The organism is Micromonospora rosaria, assembly GCF_001567585.1.
In the GTDB taxonomy this organism is placed as follows: Bacteria; Actinomycetota; Actinomycetes; order Mycobacteriales; family Micromonosporaceae; genus Micromonospora; species Micromonospora rosaria.
In genome coordinates this window covers 1-20,129 of sequence record NZ_LRQV01000054.1, presented here as the reverse complement: position 1 = coordinate 20,129, position 20,129 = coordinate 1, and the positions used below count along the sequence as shown (strand labels likewise).

The following is a 20,129-nucleotide window of genomic DNA, read 5'->3' as shown; positions in this document are numbered from 1 at the left end:
GTCATGGTAAGAGCGGGGATTCCCGAACCGGTCAGCCGGTGGGTCACGTCACGTGGACGGTCACCGCCGGATGACCGCGATCTCACCCTACCCGCGTCCGGTGGCGGGTGTCCGCGCCGGAGCCGTCGAGGCCACACCGCGGACCGCTGGCCCAGGCCCACCGGGCACCGGTGGCGTCCACGAACTCGACGACCAGCGCCGGCCGTCCCTCGAAGGTGGCGTAGTCGAGCACCTCGACGGTGACCGGGGCCCCGCCGTGCTCGGCGACGATCCCGGCGAGGCACCGCTCCAGCGCGGGCCGCCCGGTGAGCCGGTCCAGCGCGTCGGGCAGCGCCCTCGACGGCTCCCCGGCCGTGGTGTCGTCCGGCGTCGTCGCGGACGCCGCCGACCCCTTCGGCGCGACGACGCCCTCGCCGGCCAGGACCGCCGGGGTGTAGTCGCGCCCGCTGCCCTGGCCCGGCACGGCCGCCAGGACGAACGGCAGGGCGGACATCGGGGCGGCGGCCTCCGGGGCACCGGGTGCCGCCTCGGTCATCGCCGTGTCGGCCACCTGGCTGTCCTGGCTCTGCGGCCACCACTGGTGCACGCCGAGCCCGACGGCCGCGAGCGACACCGCCGCGACCGCGACCGGACCGGCGCTGCGCAGCCAGCGGCGTCGCCGCCGGCCCGGACCGGTCTGCCCGCCCGGGCCCTCCGCCGGCCGCCGGGTGCCCGGCCGGGCGGCGGGGACCGCAGTGGTGGGCCCGGCCGCAGCCGGATCGTCGGCCGTGGTGGGCCGGTCCGCGCCGGCCACCACCGGATCGCGGCGGTGCTGCTCGACGGTGGGGGCGGACGGCTGCGCGGCGAGGGCGGCGGTGATCCGGTCGACCACGGCGGGCGGGGTCACGGGCGGGGGCGTACCCCAGTCGGCCAGGTCGGCCCGGACCGCCGCGAACGCGGGCACCAGCGCCGCGTGGGCGTCGGCCCAGGCGGGGTCGTCGGCGACCAGGCGCGCGACGACGGCCTCCTCCGGCGTGCCGTCCAGCGCTCCGCCCAGGTAGTCGGCGAGCAGGTCGAGGTCGACCTCCCGGAACTCCCCGGCCGTCACGGTTCCTCCCCGATGGCGTCCTGCCGGGAAAGCCCCGACGCTGATCCGACGCCCTCCGCCGGCTGTGGGTTCCCACCGGTGACCGCCGGCACGTCCGGCGCGGCGGGCCGGCCCGCGCCGGTGGTCGGCCGGAGGTGCCCGAGCATGATCGCCAGCCGGGCCCGTCCCCGGGCGCACCGGCTTTTGACCGTGCCCTCGGCGACGCCCAGGATCCGGGCCACCTCGGCGACGGGGTACCCCTGCACGTCGACCAGGACGAGGGCGGCCCGCTGCTCCACCGGCAGCTCGGCCAGGGCCTGCCGGACGACCAGGGCGGTGTCGTGGTCCCGGGCGGGGGCCACCGGCTCGACGCCGCCGGTCGCCCGGTCGCCGTCCTCGGCGCGTCCGCCGTCGGGCAGCGGCACCGTCGGGTGGGCCTGCCGGCGTCGGATCCGGTCCAGGCAGGCGTTCACCACGATCCGGTGCAGCCAGGTCGTCACGGCCGCGTCACCCCGGAACCGGGCGGCGGCCCGGTGGGCCGACAGCATGGCGTCCTGGAGCGCGTCGGCGGCCTCCTCGCGGTCGCCGACGGTCCGCAGCGCCACCGCCCAGAGCCGGTCCCGGTGACGCTGGAACAGCTCGGCGAAGGCGCCCCGGTCCCCGGCGGCGTGCGCGCGGAGCAGGTCGAGATCCGACGCCTCGGGCGTCAGGCCGGGCTGGGCCGGCACGGACGACCCGGTGCCGGCGTACGAGGTCGCGCCGGCCGGCGACCCGTTCGCCACCGGGCCGGGAGTACGGTCACCGCCGGTCATCACCATGCCCGGCCGGTGCCGCGACGAGCCCCACTCACGACCCCTGGACCGTGATCTCCTGGACGCCGACCTTGTACCCGCCGTCGCTCGGCGGCAGCTCGATCAGCCAGAACAGCAGGTAGCGGTACTTCTTGTCGGCGTCGAAGCCGTTGAAGGTCATGGTGGTGCCGTCGTGTTCCTCGAACGGCTGGCCGATCGGGTTCTTCTCGTACGACGTCAGCAACTGGTCGTCGGCCTGGTTCGAGGAGCCGCTGACCGGCGTGGTGCCGGCGTAGAGCGCGGCGGAGGCGCCGACGGCGGAGAGGTTCACCTGCACCGACTTGACGGTCCGCTCGGCACCGAGGTCGATCCAGACCCCCATGCCCCGCTTGTAGTTGCCGAACTGCCCGGAGCCCCGGTACGTCTGGGTGGCCCAGCCCTCGTCCTGGTCGCCGTCGTACACCTTCTCGGCGCCGTCGAGGCCGACCCGGTCCCGGCTGTCCGGGTCGATGATCTGGGCGCGGGCGATGTCGAGCTTGCGGACCTGCGGCGCGGGCGCGGTGGTGTCCTCGGCGGCCGGCACGCTGGCCGACGGCGCGGCGGCGGGGACGTTCTGCGTCGGCGTGTCCTCGCCCCCACCCAGCACGCTGATCCCGACGAGGAGCGCGACCAGGGCGACCGCGAGCACGCCGGCGATGCCGAGGGCGACCTTCCGGCCGCCGGCGGCGGCCAGCGGCGAGGGCTCGTCACCGGTGTCGGCGGTGAACCGCAGCGGCCCGGTCGGCTCCAGGAACTGGTCCTCGCCGGGGATGTCCAGGCGGGCCAGCTCGGCCGTGAGCACGTCCGCCGAGGTCGGCGTGATCGCCGGGTCGAGCAGGTCCATGGTCAGGTCGTCGAGGTACGCCGGGATCCCGGCGCGGATCTGGCGGGGCGCGGCGAGGACGCCGCTGGTGTCGCGCAGCGCGTCCGGGATGGCGGCCCGGCCGTGCCCGGCGGTGGCTCCGCGCAGCGGCACTTCGGTGTGCGGCCAGTGCCCGGCCATGGCGAAGTAGAGGATGCCGCCGATCGCCCGGATGTCGCTCTCCTGGCTGTCCGCGCCGTCGGTCCGCGCGTCGGCCAGCACCACCCGGCCGTCGTCGCTGATCATGACGGTGCCCGGGTGCACGTTGCCGTGCACCATGCCGGTGGCGTGGACGGCGGCCAGGGCGCTGGCCACGGCGTTGCCGACCGCGGTGGCGCGGGCCGGGTCGAGCGGGCCGTCGGCGACCATCTCCCGCAGCGACACCCCGTCCACCCACTCGCGGACCACGTACGCCCGGTCCGCCTCGTCGATCGCGTCGTAGACGCCGACCAGGTTGGGGTGGATGACCCGGCTCGCGGCGACGGCGGCCTGGAGCATCTCGGTGGCGGAGTCGCCACCCGGGTAGCGCAGCACGACCGCGACGGGACGGCGCAGGATGACGTCGACCCCGCGCCAGACCTGCCGGCCCGCGCTGTCGTTGTTGACGTGCTCGACCAGCTCGTACCGTTCGGCGAGGATCTCACCGACTGTGGGAGCACCGAAGGTGGCGACCGGCGGCGCGCTCTCCGCCGTCTCCTGACCCTCGCCGACCTGGGTCACCCGTCCTCCCTTGGTGATCGTGTCGATCGATGGACCCGCGCTGCTGGGCATGTGGCTGTCCGCTCTGCCTTGCTGGAACCGGCCGCCCGGTCGACGCGGGGCGTCGGCGGTGCCGTATCCGTCGACAGCGACCTTACCCGGACGGGTCGTCCCACCGACATGTCATCTTTCCGCCGTACCCGGCGGGGTGTCAGAACTCAGGCATTCTGTCCGGTTCCGACCGTTGTCAGCCGCGTTGCTGGCACATGTACTGGCCAATCTAGAGGTTCCCCGCACGTCGCCGGTGCGCGCCCCGCCCCGACCACGCCGACCGGATTCCCACCGCCCGACCCCCCAACCTCAGCCGTACGGCTGGTTATCCACAGGCCGAAATGGTGGGCCACCCGCGAAACGCTGGGTTATCCACAGGCTCATCCCCAGGCTGGTGATCGTCGCTCACGTTCCGTGTGCGGCCGGCGGTCACCGTCCGTGAGGTCGACGGTCACCCTCGCCGGACCGCTCAGCGGCCGAGCTTGCGGCGGACCATGCCGACCACCTCGGTGATCTCGCCGATCCGCAGCACCATGGCCAGGCCCAGGTAGGTCCCGCCGATCGCCGCGCCGCCGACCACGAGCTGCACCGCCGCCGCCGCCCAGCCCAGGCTGTCCCGGTCGCCGGGGAGCAGGCTGACCACCAGCAGACCGACCAGCGCCGCGCCCAGGGCGGCGACGACCACCTTGCCCATCGTCCGGGTGATCGCGCCGAGCCCGATCCGCCCCACCCGGGGCCGGAGCAGCATGGCCGAGAAGATCGCCGCGGCCACGTACGAGACCGCGTTGCCGAGCATCATGCCGGCCGCCGCGAAGGTGGCCGAGAAGGCGAGGTAGAGCCCGACCTGGAGGAGCACCCGCAGCGCCACCACGGGAATGTTCACCAGCGCCGGGGTACGGGTGTCCGGCAGCGCGTAGAAGGCGAAGATGAAGAGCTGGCTGATCGCGAAGGGCACCAGGCCGATCGCCGCCACCAGCAGCACGGTCGAGGTGGCGACCGCGTTCTCGCCGGTGAACGCGCCGTACCGGAAGACCACCACGGAGATCGGGGCGGCCAGCACCGCGTAGCAGACCGCGATCGGGGCGAGGACGGCGGTGACCATCCGGGTGCCCCGGGACAGGTCGGCGGTGAGGTCGTGGAACCGGCCGTCGGCGGCGGCGGCGCTCATCCGGGGCATCAGCGCGGTGATGATCGACACGGCGATGATGCCGTGCGCCATCATCAGCAGCAGGAAGACGTTGTTGTAGATCAGCAGGCCGGCGCTGTCCTCGCCGGCCGCCCGGGTGAGCAGGTTGACCACCACGAAGAGGCCGAGCTGGTTGACCGCGACGTAGCAGAACATCCAGCCGCCGAGCCGGGCCAGCTCGGCGAGCCCCAGCTTGCCGAAGTCGAACCGGGGCTTCCACCGGAAACCCACCTTGCGCAGCGCCGGCAGCAGGCCGATCGCCTGCACGGCGACCCCGGCCAGGGTGCCGCCGCCGACCAGCAGGATCTGCCCCCAGCCCAGGTCGCCCGGGGTGAGCGCCTCCGCGCCGAAGATCACGATGTAGAGGCCGAAGACGCCGATGACCACCAGGTTGTTCAGGATCGGCGCCCACATCGGCGCGGCGAAGTGCCCCCGGGTGTTCAGCACCGCGGCGATCAGCGCGCTCAGGCCGGTGAAGAACAGCATCGGCAGCATCAGCCAGGAGAGCTTGGTGACCAGGCCGGTGTAGTCGTCGTCGTTGCCGCCGGCGTAGAGGGTGGTCAGCACCGGTGCCGCGATCACGGCGATCGCCACGGCGGCGGCGAGCGCGAGCACCGCCAGGGTGAGCAGGCGCTGGGCGTACGCCTGACCCCGGTCCGGGTCGGACTTGCTGCGCCGGACCAGCACCGGGATCAGCACGCTGGTGAGCACCCCGCCGAGGAGGAACTCGTACACCTGGTTGGGCAGGAACTGCGCGGTGGTGTAGACGTTGCCGACGAGGTTGCCCAGCGCCGCGCCGATCATCAGGTTGCGGATGAAGCCGGTACCCCGGCTGACCAGGCTGCCCAGCGCCATGATCGCGCTGTTCGCCGCCGCGCTGGACTCGGCGACCTGCTCCTGCGGCGGGGCGGTGGCCTCGACGGCGGGCTGGTTGAGCGGCTCGGCGGAGATGAAGGTGGCCCCGTCGTCCGGCGGCGGCCAGCCACCCTGCGCGGCGTTCGCGCTGCGGTAGAGCCCGCCGCTCATCTGTCGCCTCCCGGAGGTAGGTCGGGCCGGGTCGCGGCCTGCACGCCACAGACCTTAGTCAACCCCCGCCGCTTACCCACGCCCGGCGGACATCAGCGCGGAACCGCCCGATAGGCTGGCGATCCGATGTCCGAAGCCTCCGTACCCCCTGTCGCCGACCGCCGCGAACTCACCGCCGCGCAGCGCAACGCCGTCGCCGAACTGCTCCGGGTCTCGCCGGTCGCCGACGAGCTGGGCCGCCGGTTCGCGCACGCCGGCCACGAGCTGCACCTGGTCGGCGGGTCGGTCCGCGACGCCCTGCTCGGTCGCCTCGGCGACGACCTCGACTTCTGCACCGACGCCCACCCCGACCAGACGCTGCGGATCATCCGGGGCTGGGCCGAGTCGGTCTGGGAGACCGGGCGGGAGTTCGGCACCATCGGCTGCCAGCGCGACGGGCTGCGGCTGGAGATCACCACCTTCCGGGCCGAGGCGTACGACCAGGTCAGCCGGAACCCGGTGGTGCGGTACGGCAGCAGCCTCGTGGAGGATCTCAAGCGGCGGGACTTCACCGTCAACGCGATGGCGGTGAGCCTGCCGGAGCACCGCTTCACCGACCCGTACGGCGGGCTGGACGACCTGGCCGCCAAGATCATTCGTACCCCCGGTACGCCCGCCGAGTCCTTCGGCGACGACCCGCTGCGGATGCTGCGCGCGGCCCGGTTCGCCGCGCAGCTCCGCTTCGCCGTCCACCCGGACGTCCGGGCGGCGATGACCCGGATGGCCGCCGACCTGGACCGGATCACCGCCGAGCGGATCCGGGACGAGTTCACCAAGCTGCTCTGCGGGGCCGACCCGGTGACCGGGCTGCGGCTGCTGGTCGACACCGGGCTGGCCGACCGGTTCCTGCCGGAGCTGACCGGGCTCAAGCTGGAGATCGACGAGCACGCCCAGCACAAGGACGTCTACGAGCACACCCTCACCGTGGTCGACAACGCGGTCGCCCTGGAGGACGACGGCTGCGACGTCGTCCTGCGGCTGGCCGCGCTGCTGCACGACGTGGGCAAACCGGCGACCAAGGCGGTCGGGTCGGACGGCCGGGTCAGCTTCCACCACCACGAGGTGGTCGGCGCCCGGCTGACCAAGGCCCGGATGAAGGCGCTGCGCTACCCGAAGGACGTCACCGCGCAGGTGGTCAAGCTGGTCGGACTGCACCTGCGCTTCTACGGGTACGGCCGGGGCGAGTGGACCGACTCGGCGGTGCGCCGGTACGTCACCGACGCCGGGGACCTGCTGCCCCGGCTGCACAAGCTGACCCGCTCGGACTGCACCACCCGCAACCGGCGCAAGGCGGCCCAGCTCGCCAGCGACTACGACGCGCTGGAGGAGCGGATCGCCCGGATCGCGGCCGAGGAGGACCTCGCCCGGGTCCGCCCCGACCTCGACGGCAACGCCATCATGGAGCTGCTCGGCGTACCGCCCGGTCCGATCGTCGGGCGGGCCTGGAAGCACCTCAAGGAACTGCGCCTGGAGCGGGGCCCGCTGGACCGCGACGCCGCCGAGGCGGAGCTGCTGCGCTGGGCCCGCGAGCAGGGCGTACGCGACTGATCCCCGGCGGTCGGCCCGGCCGGCCGACCCGCTCGCCGTGGCCCCGGACCGGGGCCGCTGCCGGTGGTGGGCGCAGGGTGCGCCGTCAGTCGGGAACCTGACGACGAAACGCCGGCGTATCGACCGATCGGATGAGGGAAATTCCGTCGACCACCATCCATGATGGTGCAGGATCTACTCGGCCCGCCGGAGTCGCCGCGCGGCCGGTGGACCCATCTCCCGCCGTCCAGTCAGGACGGCGATGACCAACGGGGAGTCACTGAGTGATAAATCGTGGCGTGCTGCGCCGCTCCGCGGTGGCCGGGCTGGCGCTCGTCTCCGCAACCTCCTTCGCCTGTGTCGCCACCGGCGGTGCCGCGCTGGCCGATCCGGCGGCCGGCCCGAAGCGGGCACCGGTGCGCGGCGCGGAGAACCCGGGCGCCGTGCCCGACCGGTACATCGTCGTCCTCAAGGACAAGGCGAGTGCCAGCGCGACCCGCGCCACCGCGTCCGCGCTGACCAAGGCCCACGGCGGCAAGGTCCGCCAGGTCTACACCAAGGCCCTCAACGGCTACTCGGCCGCCATGACCCGGGCCCAGGCGCAGCGGCTGGCCGCCGACCCGTCGGTGGCCTACGTCGAGCAGGTCCAGAAGGCCACCGCCAGCGCCACCCAGACCAGCCCGCCCTGGGGGCTCGACCGGGTCGACCAGGTCAGCCCGAAGACCAACAACACCTACACGTACCCGAACACCGCCAGCAACGTGACGGTGTACGTCCTGGACAGCGGCATCGACGTCAACCACACCGACTTCGGTGGCCGGGCCGTCGACGGCTGGGACTTCATCGACAACGACCCGGTCGCCGAGGACTGCGACGGCCACGGTACCCACGTCGCCGGCACCGTCGGCGGCACCAAGTACGGCGTGGCCAAGGGCGTCAAGCTGGTCGGGGTCCGGGTGCTCGACTGCTACGGCGGCGGCACCAGCGAGCAGATCCTCGCCGGCATCGACTGGGTGACCGCGAACGCGGCCAAGCCGTCGGTGGCGAACATGAGCCTCGGCTTCGGCGGCATCAACCAGGCGGTCGACGACGCGGTCAAGCGCTCCATCGCGGCCGGCATCACCTACGTGCTGGCGGCCGGCAACAGCCTGCAGGACGCCTGCCAGATCTCCCCGGCGAACGTGCCGGCGGCGATCACCGTCGGGGCGACGGACAAGATCGACTTCCGGGCCTGGTTCTCCAACTACGGCCGCTGCCTCGACATCTTCGCCCCGGGCGTGAGCATCGTCTCGGCGAAGGCGGGCACCACCTCCGGGTCGGTGGCCTTCAACGGCACCTCGATGGCCGCCCCGCACGTGGCGGGCGCGGCGGCGCTGCTGCTGCAGAGCAACCCGGGCTGGACCCCGAAGCAGGTCCGCGACTCGATCGTCACCAACGGGTCCGCCGGTGCCGTGCACGACACCCTCGGCTCGGTCGACCGGATGCTGCGGGTCGGCAAGAACTCCGTGGCGCGGAGCTCCTTCGCGTTCAAGGCCCGCTCCAACGGCCTGTACGTCACCGCGCAGAACGCGGGCAAGGACGCGCTGCTCGCCAAGGGCGCCGCCATCGGTGGCTGGGAGAAGTTCGACATCGTCGACGCCGGCTCCGGCCTGGTCGCCCTGCGCGCCAAGGCCAACGGCAAGTACGTGTCCGCGCAGAGCTCGGGCACCAAGCCGCTGCTGGCCCGGGCGACTGCGATCGGTGGCTGGGAGAGGTTCCAGCTCGTGCACAACATCGACGGTACGGTCAGCCTGAAGGCCCAGGTCAACGGCAAGTACGTGACCACCCCGAGCACCGGCAAGTCCGCGCTGATCGCCAGCAAGACCACCATCAGCACCTGGGAGAAGTTCGACCTGGACGCCCCGGCGCCGGTGGTCAGCATCAAGTCGAAGGCGAGCAACAAGTTCGTCACGACGCCCAGCACCGGCAAGTCCCCGCTGATCGCGACCAAGACGAGCGTCGGCACCTGGGAGAAGTTCGAGGTGGTCAACCTCGACGGCGGCTTCTTCGCCCTCAAGGCCCTCTCGAACGGCAAGTACGTCACCGCGGAGAGCGCGGGCACCAAGCCGCTGATCGCCCGCAGCGCCTCGGTCGGTAGCTGGCAGGTGTTCGACTTCCTGGAGTACAACCAGGACGGCACGGTCTACCTGCGGGCCCTGATCGACGACCAGGCCGTCACCGCCGGCAGCGCCGGCACCAGCCAGTTGATCTCCAGCAAGAACATCAACTGGGGCAGCGAGACCCTCGGCCTCGGCAACGGCGAGAAGTTCTTCGTCGCCGCCGTCTGAGCCACCCGTAACACCGGCGCCCGCCGGTACCGCCCCTCGCGGGGGTGGTACCGGCGGGCGCCGCCGTTTTCCGCTCCGGGCCCGGGGCCCGGCGGCCACCGTCCGTGGATTCCGGGCGTCGCCATCCACCACGGTCAAATGATCATTACCCGTACTGCTTTGTCGTTCTCCTTACACAAGAAGGCCCTCAATCGACGTTGTTGGCCCAATCCTTCTGGCTTACCGTAGGTGTCTCCCGCGGGAAGGTTCGATTCGGCGCGGAGTGGGAGTTTTCGACGGCGCTCCCCTGGCGAAGGCGATCCTCTGCCTCGACCGAGACGAACGACCGGTCGGGTATCTCGACGAATGGTGTGTCGGCCAGCTTCAGCGGACACCTCAGGCGGTGAGAAGGCCGGATCCCGTACAAGTACGGATTCTTTGTCGGGCCCTTGTTGCACGGTGTTCCGTGACAGCGATGTCGCTTGTAGGAGAGGCCGATTTCGGTGGCTGTTGCTGATTCTTTCGAACGCAGGTTGTGCCTCTCGGTGGACGCCGAGAGCTATGGCAGACGCAGTGACTGGGCGCAGGGCGAACTGCAGGCGCGCCTGGTCGCCCTGCTCGATGGCGCGGCGGTCGCCGCCGGCCTGGATCGGTCGGGCTGGGTGACCCAGGGTTCGGGCGACGGGGAACTGGCGTTCGCGCCGGTGGGGGGCAGCGAGCCCAGGATCGTCGACGACTTCGTCCGGCACCTCGACGCGGAGTTGAGCCGACTCAACCGTCTCCGGGTCGACACCGAGCGCCTGCGGTTGCGGCTGGCCGTCCATCAGGGTGCCGTGCGGCCAGGGCCAAACGGACACGTCGGGAAGGCGGTGGTGACGGTGAGCCGCCTGGTGAACTCGACTCCGCTCCGTCGGGCGCTCGCGGCCTTTCCCGGCGCGAACCTGGCGATGATCCTCTCCGACGACGTCTTTCAGTCGCTCGTGGTCGGCGAACACACCACGTACCAGGCCGACGCGTTTCGCGAGGTCGCCGTGGTCGAGAAGGAGTACCGGGCGAGCGCGTGGCTGCGGGTGCCCGGTGCCGATGTGCACCAGCTCGACCTCACCGGTACCGGCGGGACGGTGGCGAGCCCGGACGGCGGCACCACGAGCGGCTTCACCGGAAACCGCGCCGCCCCGGCGGGTGCCATCACGGCCGACGGGCCCACCCACCGCCACGAGGCCAAGGTCATGAACGTCTTCCACGGCACGGTGGACGCCTGCCACGCGAACTTCGGTGTCGCCGGCGGTCTCGGTGGCTGATCCGGACCCGCTCGGCGCCGCGCCGCCCACCGGGCAGCCGGACCCGTCAGCCACCGACCCGGCCGCGACACCGGAGCCGTCCGACCCCACCCCCTCCGCCGCTCCCGCCGAGGAGCCGGACGCCGACGACATCGACGCCACGGCCCAACGGCACGACGTCCGGGTGATCAACAAATTCTACGGGCACGTGCACGCAAGCCAGGCGAGCTTCGGCGTCTCCGGTGGCCTGCGGGTCGGCCACGCCTCGGTGGGCTCGATCCCGACGCCCGACGTCGACCACGCCCTGCGGTACTTCACCCGGCCGGCCGGACACGACCAGGCGGCGCGGACGGTGGGCGACAAGCGGCTCGTCCTCCTCGTCGGTGACAGCGGGGTGGGCCGGCGGACCGGGGCGTTGGCGCTGCTGCGGGAGCTGACCGGCGCCGGTTCCCGGATCGTCGGCCTCTCGCCGGCCATGACCCTGACCCAGCTCAACGAGTACGAGTTCGGCCGGGGGCGCGGGTACGTGCTGCTCGACTGGCTCGGGGACCGACGGGACGCGGCGGTCCTGGCCTTCGACGTGGAGCGGCTCGGGGAGCGGTTGCGACGGGCCGGCGCGTATCTGGTGCTCACCGTGCAGCAGCGCGCCCTGAACGGGGCTGACCTCGGTCAGAGCGCGGTGCGGTGGTCGCCACCGACCTCCTTGGCGGTCCTGGACGCCTACCTCGCCGCTGGTAACTCCCTCGACGACGCGGCGGGAGACCGGGTCCGGAGCCGGGTGGCCGAACTCCGCCTGCCAGCGGAGGTGGTCCGGCTGCTGGACCGCCTGCCACACGGGGTGGACGCGGCGCTGGCCGAGGCGGAGCAGACCGAACGGAAGCGGGTGGCCGCGTGGTTCGCCGCCACCTCGTCCTGGGAGGAACTGTTACGGGTGGCGGCGTTGGCCTTCGCCCACGAGCTGCCCGAGCGGACGTTCGAGGAGGTGCACGCCCGGCTCCGGGAGATCGACGCGGGCGAGCTCACCGTCGTCACCCCCCAGCCGCCGCAGCCGGAGGCCGTCGAGACGCTCCAGGGGCGGCGGAGTCTCTACCGGGACGGGGGCCTGGTGGCCCGCCGGTACAGCGACGACCCGGGCGTCGACGGGGGCTGGGAGGAGCGGCGGATCGTGTTCGCCGCCGACGCCATGCGTGAACACGTGCTCGGTGAGCTCTACGAGTGCGGCTACCGGCTGTGGCGTCCGTTGCGGGCCTGGATCGACGAACTGGCGGCCACCGGTGACCTGGAGGTACGGCTCCAGCTGGCCTACGCGATGACCCTGCTCGCCCGGCACCGGGACGCCGCGCCGCAGGTGCGGGACACGGTCGTGCGGTGGGCGGCCGGACGGGCGGCGGAGCGGTTCACCGCGATGTCGGTGCTGTCGTTCATGGCGGCCGAGGACCAGCTCGCTCCGGCGGCGCTGCGGCTGGTCCTCGACTGGACCGACGGGCGGGGCCAGAACCGGGCGGTGACCGCCGCGATGGCGCTCGGCGGGCCGCTGGGCATCCGCTACCACACCGAGGCGGAACCCTGGCTGTGGCACCTCTCCACCCGGGGGAAGCCGATCCGTACCGTGGCCGTGCGCTCGTTCGGCCTGCTGTTCTGCACCGCCGCCATCGAGCCGGACGCGGCGACGCGGCTGCTCAAGCGCCTGGTGGTACGCCTCGACCGTACCCTCGGCCACCGCCCGGAGCCGCGTCGCGCGGGGTACGCGATCGAGACCGTCCTGGAGGTGCTCTCGGTGGAGCACCTCGAACACGCCGAGCCGGTGGTGGCCTACCTGATGCGGTTGCGGCCGGCCGCGACGTCACCGGTCGGCGTGCTCTGGGCCGAGTCCCTGCGCAGCCTGCCGCACCGCGCGGCGGCCATCGAGGCGCTGCGGTTGACGTTACAGGCGCTCTCCCGGCACGAGGACGCCGAGCACGCGGTACGCGCACTGGGCGACGTGCTGCGTGGGCAGTTGACCGAGGCGGAGTGCGGACGGTTGCGCCGCGAACTGGCCTGGGCCCTCCGGACGCCGGGTGACCCTGCCCAGCACCGACCGGTGATTGCCGTGCTGCTGACGGCGCTCGCCGCCGGGGCACCCCGGCCCGCCCTGCGCTGACAACGCAGCCGCACGAGACCCGAGAGAAGGACCCCATGAGATACCCCGTACTGACGGAGCAGCTCCTGCCGCCCGCCCCGCGTCGCCTCCTCGGCCCGCGCCGACGTCTGGTCACCGACCTGCCGGCGCGGCCACCAGGAGCGGTGTACGTGTTCAAGGTCAACGGGCAGCAGCGGCTCTACGGCGACCGGCACCTCGACCTCGGTGACGACACCGTTGTCGAGGCGGTGGCGGTCAGCGTGGTGCAACAGCGGTCGACCACGCTGAACTGCGAGCTGTCGCTCTCGTCGAGCGACGCGGCCGACGCCTTCGCCGTGGTCGTCAACTTCCGCTGCCAGGTACTCGCCCCGGAGCTGGTCGCCGAGGCAGGGTTGGCGGATCTCCATGAGGTGCTGACCAACCACCTCTGGCAGGACCGGGAGTTCAAGAACCTGGGCCTGCGCCACCGGATCGAGGACATCAACGAGGTCCGCCGCCAGGTGGACGCCCGGGTGACCGCCTACTGCCACCTGGTGCCGCCGTCGGTGCCGGGGATGGCCGTCGACCTCTGCGCCGTGGTGGTGCACCCCTCGGCCGCGCTGCGTGACCAGCACCGGCGCATCCGGGACAAGCGGTGGGAGCAGGAGGTCGGCCGCCTCGACGTTAGCTGGCAGAACGAGGAGATCGAGCGGTACGCGACCATCCTCTCCGCCGGGCCGACCTACGCCGACGCGTTGGGGGTCAGCCGGCACGAAATCAACGTCGGGCAGATCGCAGAGCGGATGCACGAGGCCGAGGCCGAGCGCAAGCGCGTCGCCGCGAGCGTGTTGCAGGACATGCTCAACCGTGGCTACCTGGACCGGGCGAACTTCGATCCGCTCCAGTTGATCGAAGAGCTGACGGGGCGGACGTACACCGCCGGGACCGAGCCGTCCCTGGGCCCGGCGGACGAGCCTGCGTCGCTGCCGCCGGGACGCCGGCCGACCGACGACACGCCCGACTTCATCCCGAACGAGGCGGACATTGACTGAGTACGCCCGCCGGGCGGGCAGTCGACCCGAACAGGCCGGATCGTCCCGCCGCCGACTCGGCCCGGCACGCCTGCTGCGCGGACTGGCCGGGGTGGACGAGACTGTGCTGCGGCGGGTGTGGCACGAGCGGGCCCGGCACACGGCCCTGGGCGGGACCATTCTCGGCACCGCGCTGATCGCCGCGTTCTCCATGTGGTTCGCCGTCAACCAGGTCATCGGCCGGCAGTCACCGTGGAGTCTGGTCCCCGCAGCGGTGTGGTTCCTGTTCATCCTCAACTTCGACCGGCAGATCGTCACCAGCATGGCGGGGAACATGCAGCGCGCCGGCGCGATGCTGGCCCGGTTGGCCCTGTCGCTGATGATCGGCTTCGTGGTCGCCGAACCGCTGATCATGCGAATCTTCGAGACCGCGATCGAGGAACACATCAAGGAACAACGGAGTACGCAGCTCGACACGTTGCGGACCTCGTTGCTGTCGTGCAACGGGGAGAAGGCGGCCACCGCCGAGGACACCTCGACCATCGAGGAGTGCCGGGGGTACCTGCTGTCCTTCGCGCAGACCCCGGGCTCGATCCGGCGGGAGTTGACCGGTACCCGCGCCGAGGCCAAGGAGTTCCAGGGCGTCGTCGACCGGGAGAGCGGTCAGCTCCGCACCCTGCGGGACGCGGCGGCCAAGGAGTGCGCGGGCGGGCGCGGCACCGGCTTCACCGGGCGGCCGGGCGACGGACCCCGGTGCCGCCAGCGCACCGCCGACGCCGACGAGTACGCCCGGACCCACCCCATCGAGGAGAACACCCGCAAGCTCGCCGATCTGCGTGGGCGGATCGTGGACCTGGAGGAGCAACTCGCCGGCGCGGTGACGACCTTCGAGAAGACCCGCGACGACCAGATCGCCGAACGGGTCGAGCAGGAACGCCGACACCAGGGCCCGATCGGCTTCCTCGAACGGTTGGACGCGCTGCACGACCTCAGCACGTCCAGCGCCGCCCTCTTCGTGAGCACCTGGGCGGTCCGGCTCTTCTTCGTCGCCGTCGACTGCCTTCCGATGATGGCCAAGTTCCTGTCGGGTGCGAGCGGGTACGACCGCCTCTACCGGGTGCGGAGTGAGAGCCGCGAGCGGATCTTCACCGAGGAGGCCGCCACCGAGGAGCGGCGCTTCGTCGACCAGTACTCGGCGGAGCGGGAAGAGATCGACAACCAGGCGCGGATGCGCCGTGCGGAGCACGAGCTGACCCTCCAGGAGCACCAGGTGCTCCTGCGGTCCCGCCGCGACCGGGCGGTCAACGACCTGGCCGACAAGCTGCTGCGGGAACCCCGCCGCCAACCGACCGACCCGACCGACCCGGCGAGTCCGGCGACCAGGCGACCGGCCCCGGACCGGAACGGACAGCCCGAGCGCGACGTCAACGCGCACGTGGCGTTCTGACGACGCCACGACACCACCCTCCGCGACCAGGGGCCCCGGCACGCCGGGGCCCCTGGGTCGTCAGCGGATGCCGGTGGGCTCGGAAGTCGTCTCGGCGGGGGCCGCGCCGAGCGCTTCGGACCGCGACGCACCGAGCTTGGCGAGCAGGTTCGTCAGGTCGATACCGGTCAGGTCGCTGCCGAGCTGGAGGCCCTGGGCGACGTTGCCGGCGACCGACTTGGTCAGCGAGGAGGCGCCGTCGGTGGAGATGACGGTCATCTTGTCGATCGCGCCGATCGGTGCGCTGGCCGCCTCGACCACCTGCGGCAGCACCTTGACCAGCAGGTCCAGCACGGCTGCCTCGCCGTACGCGCCGAACGCCTCGGCCTTGCGGGCCATCGCCTCGGCCTCGGCCTGACCCTTGGCCAGGATCGCGGCGGCCTCGGCCTGACCCTCCCGCTCGATCGCCTCGGCGATCGCGGTCCGGCGCCGCTGCTCGGCCTCACCCTCCTTGGCACCCTCGATCGCGTTCGCCTCGGCCAGCGCCGCCCGGCGGGCCCGCTCACCCTCACCGGTGAGCCGGGACTGCTCGGCGGAGGCCTGCGCGGCGGCGATGGTGGCCTGCCGCTGCGCGTCGGCGTTGAGCACCGCCGCGTTGCGGGCCGCCTCGGCCTCCTGCTCGACCTTGTACCGGGCCGCGTCGGCCGGCTTGCGGACCTCGGTGTCGAGCTGGCGTTCCTTCAGCTCGGCGTTGCGCTCGGCCACCTTCTGCTGCTCGGTGAGGATCGCCTGGTCCCGCTCGGCCTGGGCCAGCGGGCCGGCGGCGGCCGACTTGGCCTTCGCGGCGTCGATCTCGGACTGGATCGCGGCCTGCTTCAACGAGAGGTTCCGGTTCGCCTCGGCGATCGCCTCCTCGGCGAGCAGGCGCTCCTGCTCGGCGTGCTGGCGGGCGCGGGCCTCGGCGATCGCCGCGTCCTTGAGCACCCGGGCCGCCTCCGGCCGCCCGAGGTCCTGCAGGTACGACCCCTCGGCCAGGATGTCCTGGAGCTGGAAGGTGTCCAGCACCAGACCCTGGTTGGTCATCGAGTGCTCGGCCTCCTCGGCGACGGCGCTGGCGAACGCCGCCCGGTCCCGGATGACCTCCTCGACGGTGAGCCGGCCGACGATCGAGCGGAGCGCACCGGCCAGCACCTCGCGGGTGAAGTCCTCGATCTCGTCCTGCTGGTGCAGGAACCGCTGGGCGGCGGCGCGGATGGCGTCCTCGGTGCCGCCGACCTTGACGATCGCCACGCCCTGGAGGTCGGCCCGGATGCCCTGCTTGCTGACCGCGCCCTTGATGCTGACGTCGATCCGGCGGCTGGACAGGTCGAGCGTCTGGATCTTCTGTACCACGGGCAGGACGAAGACCGAGGCGCCGAGCACGACCTTCTGCCCGGAGTTGTCGGTGGACCGGCTACCGTCGGCACCCTGGGTGGTCCGACCCTTGCGGCCGGTGACGATGAACGCCTCGTTCGGGCCGGCGACCTTGATCCGGGAGAGGACGAACAGGACCAGGATGAGGACGAGGAGGACCGCTCCCCCGATGGCGATGAGTAGTGGCATGGGGCTCCCTATCTATGTTTTTCAGTAGGTCTCGACGTGCACACTCGTCTCGCTGAGCGTCTGCACCACGAAGATCTGCGTGCCGACCGGGATGGGTCGGTCGGCGCGGGCGTTGAGCTTGACCGGCTGGCCGGCGACCCGGACCCGCACCTCGCCGTACCCGTCGGCGGGAACCGGCGTGACCACCAGCCCGAGCGCGCCGACCAGGTGGTCGCGGGTGGGGGTGGGGTCGGTCCGCATGTTCCGCGCCGCCCGGCTGAGCCGGGACGCGAGCCACGCGGTGGGGATGGCCGCGACCGCCCCGCCGCCCGCCGCCGCGGCGATCAGCGTCGGACTGCCCGCGCCGAGCAACTCGTTGACGATCGCCCCGCCGAAGCCGAAGGCGCCGGTGAAGCCGGCGACCACCTCGACGGAGACCGGCCCGTCGACGTCGCCGCCGAGCGCGTCGAACAACTCGGTGCCGAGCAGCGCGAGCGCCAGCACCACGACGCCGACCGCGCCGATGATGAGGAAGATCAGAGTCCCGGTCGCCACGCCCCGCAGGGTATCGACGCTGCGCAAACGTGCGGCAGTGTGAGGTGCGCCGCTGCCGGTGGACACCGGTGACGAAGGGGTCGGGTCAGGGCGGAGCCAGGTGGAAGGTCAGGTCCCAGATCTTTTCCGGAACGGGTTGGCGCTGCAGCTCCCGTCCGGTGCTCACCTCGGCGAGGACGAAGTCCTGTCGGCCCGAGTCCCGCCGGTACAGCAGCCGACCGTCCGTGACCAGGGCGGCCTCGGGGTCCGGCAGGGTCCGCAGCACCTGACCGGTGTCGGTACGGACCAGCAAGGGCTCGGTCTGCCCCTGCACCACCACCAGCCGGTCGTCCGGGGACCAGGACCAGGGCCCGGCCGGGTCCCCGGGAATCGGGAGGAACCGGGTCGGCCGCCCGTCCTCGGCGGAGAAGAGCTGCACCCCCCGGCGGGGGTGGCGGGCCGACTCCGAGCGGGGGGCGAAGGCCTCGGTCTGCGGCAGCACCACCTCCCGACCGTTGCGAGCCCAGGTGAGGCCGCATTGGTCGGTACAGAAGTACCGGGTGTGGTCCAGGGGGAAGGAGCGCAGCCGTCCGGAGGTCTCCAACACCCCGATCCGGGTGGTGCCCGCCTCCTTGTCGAAGAGGGTGAGCACCAAACGCCGCCCGTCCGGCGACCACTGAAGGCCCGGCGCTCCCTGGCCGGTGTCGATCCAGGTAATGCGCTCCCGGGCCAGGTCCACCAGGCCGACCTGTCCGGGGCGGCGGTCGTGGTCGACCACGGCGCTGAAGCCGCCCCGAGGGGCCGGCCACACCGCGTCGTACCCCTCGGCGGGCAGGTAGCGACTGCGGGCTCGGTCCAGGACCCAGCCGGTACCCCCCCGGAGCGCCCCGGTGACCACCCAGTCCCCGGGCAGGGCGAGGGGGGACCCGGTCCAGTCCGCGTCGGGGGCGGGCAGCAGCTCCGGGGTGGTGGTGGGGGTCGGCTCGGGGCCGGCCGGGGGGAGGGGACGTTCCGGGCGGAGCAGGGCCGCCGGCAGCAGCACGGCGAGCACCGCCAGCACGGCGGCCCCGGCCACCGCCACTCGGCGGCGGGTCCGCCGTCGGCGCCCCCGCTGCAGGGCCCCGGCAGCCAGCTCGGGGTTCAGCCGGGGGGCCTGGTCCGCGAGGTCGCGGACCGCCGCCCGCAGGGCCTCCTCCAGCGGGGAGTTCATCGGGTCACCCCCGGTCGGTCAGGTCGGTCGACGGAGTCGGGCACCAGGTGCCGCAGCTTGGCCAAAGCCTTCGCGGTCTGGCTGGCCACCGTGCCGGGACGGCAGCCCAGCAGGGTGGCGGTCTGGTCCACGCTCAGATCCTCCAGGTACCGCAGGATCAACACCGCCCGCTGCCGGGGCGGCAGGGCCCGCAGCGCGTCGCGGAGCAACATCCGCAGCTCGGTCTCCTGACCGCTGTCCCGGTCCGGCGAGGGCTCGGGCAGCACCTCCACCGGTACCTCGGCCCGCCGCGAGCGCCGCCGCCAACCGGAGACCTGGTCGTGGTACAGGATCTTCCGGACGTACGGCTCGGCGTCCCCCCGGATCCGGGGCCAGCGGACGTACGCCTTGGCCAGCGCATTCTGGAGCAGGTCCTCCGCACCGTGCTGGTTGCCCGTCAGTGCGTACGCGACCCGCAGCAGGGCCGGCCCTCGCTCGTTGACGAACGTGGTGAACTCCCCGTCGACCACCTCAGTCACCCCGCACCTCCGAGGGATAGACGCCCGGAGCGGTCGGAAGTTTGCCCACCGTCGCGGGGCGGTCGGGATTCCGTCATCACGATGGGGAGAATGGCGGCATGCGTTGGACCGTGCTCGACACGCCGATCGGCGAGTTCTCGGTGGCCACCGACGAGGTGGGGGTCTGCGGAGCGTACTTCGGCCGCACGGAGTCGGCCGTCGAGGACCCCGCCGGTGAGCTGGACCGGCGGGTCCTCGCCGAGCTGCGGGGATACTTCGCGGGGAAGCTGACCGAGTTCACCGTGCCGGTGGTGGCCCGCCGGGGCTCCGACTTCGAGCGGGCCGTCTGGCACCAGATGACCCTGATCCCGTACGGGCAGACCCGTACCTACGGCGAGGTGGCGAAGGCCGTGGGGGACCCGGGGGCGGCCCGGGCGGTCGGGGTGGCCTGCAACCGCAACCCGATCCCGGTGATCGTGCCCTGCCACCGGATCGTGGGGGCGGGGGGCAAGCTGGTCGGCTTCGGTGGCGGGCTGCCCCGCAAGGTCACCCTGCTGGAGCTGGAGGCCGGAGTCGCCCTGCACCGGGCCTGGAGCTGACCACCCTTCCCCCGTACGCCCGAGTCTGACGTGAGTGGTTGAGCGGCTTGATGCCTTCGGGGGCAGGTGTGGGACCGCTGTCGAGCTGACTCGTCTGCGTCATCGCCGGCCGCGGCGGTCTTTGCGCAACAGCCGCCGGGGAAAGACGGCCACATCGCCACAATTCACTCCCGGTCTGCCGGCATGGAAAGCCCGAGCGAAAGATCTTGGAAGATTTCGGCCCCCAGACTTGGGCTCAACCGGTGGTTGCAACACCGATGTCGATCACCTTCGTTGGCCCG

At 72.5% G+C, this 20,129-nt stretch carries 15 protein-coding genes; 7 read left to right on the top strand and 8 right to left on the bottom strand.

What is annotated here, in order from left to right; all coding sequences use genetic code 11:
• Positions 1-82 precede the first annotated feature (82 nt).
• From AWW66_RS16120 to murJ, 4 genes are all read right to left on the bottom strand, one after another.
• A complete protein-coding gene (locus tag AWW66_RS16120; protein ID WP_067366558.1) occupies positions 83-1,087 on the bottom strand; it encodes a hypothetical protein in 1,005 nt (334 codons plus the stop codon).
• On the bottom strand, positions 1,084-1,878 hold the full coding sequence (sigM, locus tag AWW66_RS16115; protein ID WP_083978534.1) for an RNA polymerase sigma factor SigM: 795 nt from the start codon (positions 1,876-1,878) through the stop codon (positions 1,084-1,086). The genes AWW66_RS16120 and sigM overlap by 4 nt, the downstream gene beginning before the upstream one ends.
• 34 nt (positions 1,879-1,912) lie before the next feature.
• On the bottom strand, positions 1,913-3,529 hold the full coding sequence (locus tag AWW66_RS16110; RefSeq protein WP_067366555.1) for a protein kinase family protein: 1,617 nt from the start codon (positions 3,527-3,529) through the stop codon (positions 1,913-1,915).
• Between the two features lie 448 nt (positions 3,530-3,977).
• Entirely contained in the window at positions 3,978-5,720 is a 1,743-nt protein-coding gene (gene murJ / locus AWW66_RS16105) for a murein biosynthesis integral membrane protein MurJ (protein WP_067366552.1), read from the bottom strand.
• A 126-nt stretch (positions 5,721-5,846) separates the two neighbouring features.
• Here murJ and AWW66_RS16100 point away from each other — a divergent pair, with 126 nt between their 5' ends.
• The 6 genes from AWW66_RS16100 to AWW66_RS16075 all read left to right on the top strand — a co-directional run bounded on the left by AWW66_RS16100 (position 5,847) and on the right by AWW66_RS16075 (position 15,448).
• Positions 5,847-7,307, top strand: a complete 1,461-nt coding sequence (locus AWW66_RS16100) for a CCA tRNA nucleotidyltransferase (RefSeq protein ID WP_067366549.1) — start codon at positions 5,847-5,849, stop codon at positions 7,305-7,307.
• Between the two features lie 263 nt (positions 7,308-7,570).
• A complete protein-coding gene (locus tag AWW66_RS16095; RefSeq protein ID WP_067366546.1) occupies positions 7,571-9,613 on the top strand; it encodes a S8 family serine peptidase in 2,043 nt (680 codons plus the stop codon).
• Between the two features lie 524 nt (positions 9,614-10,137).
• Complete coding sequence (locus AWW66_RS16090) at positions 10,138-10,893, top strand: hypothetical protein (protein WP_067366543.1); 756 nt, start codon at positions 10,138-10,140, stop codon at positions 10,891-10,893.
• On the top strand, positions 10,886-13,012 hold the full coding sequence (locus tag AWW66_RS16085) for a hypothetical protein (protein WP_157527503.1): 2,127 nt from the start codon (positions 10,886-10,888) through the stop codon (positions 13,010-13,012). Before AWW66_RS16090 ends, AWW66_RS16085 begins: the two co-directional genes overlap by 8 nt.
• Before the next feature lie 35 nt (positions 13,013-13,047).
• Positions 13,048-14,022: a hypothetical protein gene (locus AWW66_RS16080; protein ID WP_157527501.1), complete on the top strand. Its 975-nt coding sequence runs from the start codon at positions 13,048-13,050 to the stop codon at positions 14,020-14,022.
• On the top strand, positions 14,015-15,448 hold the full coding sequence (locus AWW66_RS16075; RefSeq protein ID WP_169807119.1) for a DUF4407 domain-containing protein: 1,434 nt from the start codon (positions 14,015-14,017) through the stop codon (positions 15,446-15,448). The genes AWW66_RS16080 and AWW66_RS16075 overlap by 8 nt, the downstream gene beginning before the upstream one ends.
• Before the next feature lie 60 nt (positions 15,449-15,508).
• On the opposite strand, the gene AWW66_RS16070 is transcribed toward AWW66_RS16075, so the two are convergent.
• The 4 genes from AWW66_RS16070 to AWW66_RS16055 form a co-directional block, all read right to left on the bottom strand.
• Positions 15,509-17,029 carry a flotillin family protein gene (locus tag AWW66_RS16070; protein ID WP_067366532.1) on the bottom strand — a complete coding sequence of 507 codons (1,521 nt, stop codon included), beginning with the start codon at positions 17,027-17,029 and terminating at the stop codon, positions 15,509-15,511.
• A 21-nt stretch (positions 17,030-17,050) separates the two neighbouring features.
• The gene (locus AWW66_RS16065; RefSeq protein WP_211271959.1) at positions 17,051-17,572 is read right to left on the bottom strand and encodes a hypothetical protein; all 522 of its coding nucleotides are present in this window, start codon (positions 17,570-17,572) and stop codon (positions 17,051-17,053) included.
• Between the two features lie 76 nt (positions 17,573-17,648).
• Positions 17,649-18,752 (bottom strand): WD40 repeat domain-containing protein, encoded by a 1,104-nt coding sequence (locus AWW66_RS16060; RefSeq protein ID WP_067366526.1) that lies wholly within the window; start codon positions 18,750-18,752, stop codon positions 17,649-17,651.
• Positions 18,749-19,270, bottom strand: a complete 522-nt coding sequence (locus tag AWW66_RS16055; RefSeq protein WP_067366523.1) for a SigE family RNA polymerase sigma factor — start codon at positions 19,268-19,270, stop codon at positions 18,749-18,751. The genes AWW66_RS16060 and AWW66_RS16055 overlap by 4 nt, the downstream gene beginning before the upstream one ends.
• Before the next feature lie 98 nt (positions 19,271-19,368).
• On the opposite strand from AWW66_RS16055, the gene AWW66_RS16050 reads away from it, so the two are divergent.
• Positions 19,369-19,848, top strand: coding sequence for a methylated-DNA--[protein]-cysteine S-methyltransferase (locus AWW66_RS16050; RefSeq protein ID WP_067366520.1), 480 nt, complete (start codon positions 19,369-19,371; stop codon positions 19,846-19,848).
• Positions 19,849-20,129 lie beyond the last annotated feature (281 nt).

Coding starts and splice junctions, on each gene's coding strand:
- AWW66_RS16070 (WP_067366532.1), bottom strand. CDS start 17,029: ATGCCACTACTCATCGCCATCGGGGGAGCGGTCCTCCTCGTCCTCATC.
- AWW66_RS16100 (WP_067366549.1), top strand. CDS start 5,847: ATGTCCGAAGCCTCCGTACCCCCTGTCGCCGACCGCCGCGAACTCACC.
- AWW66_RS16080 (WP_157527501.1), top strand. CDS start 13,048: ATGAGATACCCCGTACTGACGGAGCAGCTCCTGCCGCCCGCCCCGCGT.
- AWW66_RS16110 (WP_067366555.1), bottom strand. CDS start 3,529: ATGCCCAGCAGCGCGGGTCCATCGATCGACACGATCACCAAGGGAGGA.
- sigM (WP_083978534.1), bottom strand. CDS start 1,878: ATGACCGGCGGTGACCGTACTCCCGGCCCGGTGGCGAACGGGTCGCCG.
- AWW66_RS16050 (WP_067366520.1), top strand. CDS start 19,369: ATGCGTTGGACCGTGCTCGACACGCCGATCGGCGAGTTCTCGGTGGCC.
- AWW66_RS16060 (WP_067366526.1), bottom strand. CDS start 18,752: ATGAACTCCCCGCTGGAGGAGGCCCTGCGGGCGGCGGTCCGCGACCTC.
- murJ (WP_067366552.1), bottom strand. CDS start 5,720: ATGAGCGGCGGGCTCTACCGCAGCGCGAACGCCGCGCAGGGTGGCTGG.